We start from the raw sequence: 3,546 nt of genomic DNA on the forward strand, positions 1-3,546 counted from the left end.
GAGTCGCTCTACGTGGGGCGCCCGCCCGGCGTGGAGAACATTCCCTGGTACGAATACCCCGACCTCACACCCGACCCGGTGCGTTTCGCGGCGGCCGTGGAAAACGAGGCCGGCAGCAAGACGCGCCCGGTTTTGCTGATCTGCCGCAGCGGCAAGCGCACGCTGGACGCGGGCCGGGCACTGGAAGCCGCCGGTTTTTCGGCCGTGGCCCATGTGGTGCACGGCTTCGAGGGCGATTTGAACGATGCGTTCAAGCGTTCCACCATCAATGGCTGGCGCCACGACGAACTGCCGTGGGAGCAAATGTGAGCATGGATGTGAACGCGGTGCTGCTGCAACGACCCCATGCCTTTCGCAGTGAGCGGGCAGCAAAGCCATGAGCCCGATCGATATTTCCGCCGACGGTGAAACCCTGGAAACCTGCGCCGGTGTGCTGCAGGAGGTGTTCGGCTACGACGCCTTCCGGGGTCCGCAGGCCGCCATCATCCGCCACGTGAGCGAGGGCGGCGACGCCCTGGTGCTCATGCCCACGGGCGGGGGCAAATCGCTGTGTTTCCAGATCCCGGCCATCGTGCGGCACCGCCAGGGCAAAGGCCTGGCGGTGGTGGTCTCGCCGCTGATCGCGCTGATGCACGATCAGGTAGGCGCATTGCTCGAAGCGGGTGTGTCCGCCGCCTTTCTCAATTCCAGCCTGTCGCAGGAAGACGCGCAGGCGATTGAAAAGCAGATGCTGCGCGGCGAGCTCACCCTGCTCTACGCCGCGCCCGAGCGCCTGACCACGCCGCGTTTTCTGGCCTTGATGGATTCGCTGCGCGAGCGCGGTCTGCTGAGCCTGTTCGCCATCGACGAAGCGCATTGCGTGAGCCAGTGGGGGCACGACTTCCGGCCCGAATACCGGGGCCTGGCGGTGCTGCACGAGCGCTTCCCCGACGTGCCACGCGTGGCGCTCACCGCCACCGCCGACGCGCTCACCCGCGCCGACATCGTCGAGCGCCTGCAACTGGAGAGTGCACAGACCTTCATCAGCAGCTTCGACCGGCCCAACATCCGCTACCAGATCGTCGAAAAGAAAGACGCCACCACCCAGTTGCAGCGCTTCATACGCGACGAGCACAGCGGCCCGCACGGGCACGACGCCGGCATCGTGTATTGCCAGTCGCGCCGCCGGGTGGACGAGGTGGCCGGCATGCTCAACAGCGCCGGCTTCAAGGCCCTGCCCTACCACGCCGGCATGGACGCGGCGAAGCGGCAGCAGCACCAGGACCGCTTTCTGCGCGAAGACGGCATCATCATGGTGGCCACCATTGCTTTTGGCATGGGCATCGACAAGCCCGACGTGCGCTTTGTGGCCCACCTGGACATGCCCAAGAACATCGAGGGCTATTACCAGGAGACGGGCCGCGCCGGGCGCGATGGCGAAGCCGCCAACGCCTGGATGGCCTACGGCCTGCAAGACGTGGTGAACCAGCGCCGCATGATCGACGAAAGCCCCGCCGCCGAAGAGTTCAAACAAGCCTTGCGCGGCAAGCTCGATGCGCTGCTGGGGCTGGCCGAAGCCAGCGACTGCCGCCGCGTGCGCCTGCTGGCGTATTTCGACGAACAGTACCAGGGCCCCCACGCTCCGCCGCTACGCGGGTCGCTGCCCCCCGAGGGGGCTGGGCCAGCCTTGGGGCGGCCCGGCGGCAGGCCCGATGACCCCGACGCTGCACCCCCTTGGAATGGCCCGGAAGCAGGACGGCTGGTGCCGGTCTGCATGAACTGCGACAACTGCATCAAGCCGCCCGAACTGCACGACGCGACCGAGGCCGCGCGCAAACTGCTCTCGTGCATCTACCGGGTGCAACAGGCCAGCAACACCGCCTTTGGCGCCGGCCACATCATGGACATCCTGCGCGGCAAGCAGACCGACAAGATGGCGCAATACGGGCACGACAAGCTGTCCACCTTCGGCATTGGGGCCGACCTGTCCGAAACCCAGTGGCGCGCACTGTTGCGCCAGCTGATCGCGCGCGAAGCGGTGCAGGTGGACGGGCAGCCGTACAACACCTTGCACCTGGCCGACGGTGCGCGCGACATCCTCAAGGGCGGAACCCAGGTGTGGCTCAAGTCCTTGTCGGAAGGCGCACGCGAAAGCGGGCGCAGCAGCCGCGCCAAACGCAGCGCCAAGGCCGACGTGGCACCCGATGGCCAGCCGCTCAGCCTCGCCGAGCGCGAGTGCCTGGACGCGCTCAAAGCCTGGCGCGCCGAGGTGGCACGCGAGCACAATCTGCCGGCCTTCGTGATCTTCCACGACAGCACCTTGCGCGCCATTGCCAGCCAGAAACCCCGCACGCCCGATGAGCTCGACGGCATTCCCGGACTGGGCCAGAAAAAACGCGATGCCTACGGTGCCGACGTGCTGCGGGTGGTGAGTGCTTTCGATTGACGCATGCTTTTGGGCTGCATTTTTCGACCCGATTTCCGGACACTGAAAACCATTGACGGACGGCGTTAAATACGTCACGACCACTCGTCGGAAACACCCTCTTTTTCAGCGTTTTCCCCTCTCAAGTCGGGCCGACACTTGCCGATGTTGGGTTGAGAGCAAAGGGATTCTCTCTCCCTGAAACAGCGTACGAAATGGAGCGTGTCATGTTTTTCAATTTATCTTGGTTCAAACCCAAGCCGGCCAGTTATCACGACACGCAGGTGCTCGAGTTGGATTTTCTCGTGGACGAGTTCCACGAAGCCATGGTGGACATTCAGGACCCGATGCGCTTGCGCATACAGGCGGCCCTGCTGTCGTGCCAAAGCCCCAAGGACTTGTGGTTCTTGCGCGGCAAGGTGTTCAACCTGATCTCCAAACACCATTGCGAATCCGAGGCCAAAACACGCGTCAACAAGCTCGATCAAAAGCTGCGCTTCTTTGTGTCGCACCACCCCGACCACGAGCCACAGGACCTGCCTTCCGGCCCGATGGCCTTGATGCACTGAATCCGTTGCCGAATCAAAAAAAGCCCCTTGGAGGGGCTTTTTTGTTTGCGACGACATGCCGGCTCAATGCGACGCGGGCCCTTGTCGGTTGGCTTCAACGACTTGCTGCGCAACGCGGAAAAAGGTCTGGAACATGTCCTTGTCGGCCAGGTCTTCGCGGCACCAGACGTACAAATCCCGCCGCGATGGCGCACCGGACAAGGGCAGTTTGCGAAAGTCGTACCGGGGCCTGAGCAGCTCGATGGGCACGCCGGGCAAGACCGCCAGATGGCGGCCTTGCGCCAGCACGTCGAGCAGCATCACCGCGTCGCCGACCGTGACCAGCTGGGTGCGAACATTCTTCACGCCCGCACTGGCCAGCAGCTCGAACTGCACGTTCTGGAACGGCGAGGTGATGCCCACATTGAGCCAGTTGCATGCCTCCAGCGCTTCGGGCTTGGGTGCGGTCGCTTGTGCCAGGGGGTGGCTCGCGGCGCAATACACGCCAATCGTGTCTTCGGTCAGGCGCTGGCGCGAAATGCCTTCAGGAGTGTGTTCGTACACCGCTGGAGCGATCACCAGGTCGTGCACGCC

The 3,546-nt window shown here is 64.3% G+C and carries 4 protein-coding genes; 3 read left to right on the forward strand and 1 reads right to left on the reverse strand.

Features of this window, described 5'->3' with window-relative positions; translation table 11 throughout:
• The 3 genes from ABYB95_RS19455 to ABYB95_RS19465 all read left to right on the forward strand — a co-directional run.
• The coding region (locus tag ABYB95_RS19455; RefSeq protein WP_372660665.1) for a rhodanese-like domain-containing protein at window positions 1-309 on the forward strand (309 nt) is incomplete at its 5' end.
• A 67-nt stretch (window positions 310-376) separates the two neighbouring features.
• The gene (locus ABYB95_RS19460) at window positions 377-2,425 is read left to right on the forward strand and encodes a RecQ family ATP-dependent DNA helicase (protein WP_372660668.1); all 2,049 of its coding nucleotides are present in this window, start codon (window positions 377-379) and stop codon (window positions 2,423-2,425) included.
• Between the two features lie 206 nt (window positions 2,426-2,631).
• The gene (locus ABYB95_RS19465; RefSeq protein ID WP_372660671.1) at window positions 2,632-2,973 is read left to right on the forward strand and encodes a hypothetical protein; all 342 of its coding nucleotides are present in this window, start codon (window positions 2,632-2,634) and stop codon (window positions 2,971-2,973) included.
• Window positions 2,974-3,036: 63 nt separating this feature from the next.
• Here ABYB95_RS19465 and ABYB95_RS19470 read toward each other — a convergent pair.
• Window positions 3,037-3,546, reverse strand: a 510-nt coding sequence (locus tag ABYB95_RS19470) for a LysR substrate-binding domain-containing protein (RefSeq protein WP_372660674.1), incomplete at its 5' end; no start/stop codon positions are given.

It is taken from the genome of Hydrogenophaga sp. (genome assembly GCF_041633695.1).
Classification (GTDB): Bacteria; Pseudomonadota; Gammaproteobacteria; order Burkholderiales; family Burkholderiaceae_C; genus Hydrogenophaga.

Coding starts and splice junctions, on each gene's coding strand:
- ABYB95_RS19460 (WP_372660668.1), top strand. CDS start 377: ATGAGCCCGATCGATATTTCCGCCGACGGTGAAACCCTGGAAACCTGC.
- ABYB95_RS19465 (WP_372660671.1), top strand. CDS start 2,632: ATGTTTTTCAATTTATCTTGGTTCAAACCCAAGCCGGCCAGTTATCAC.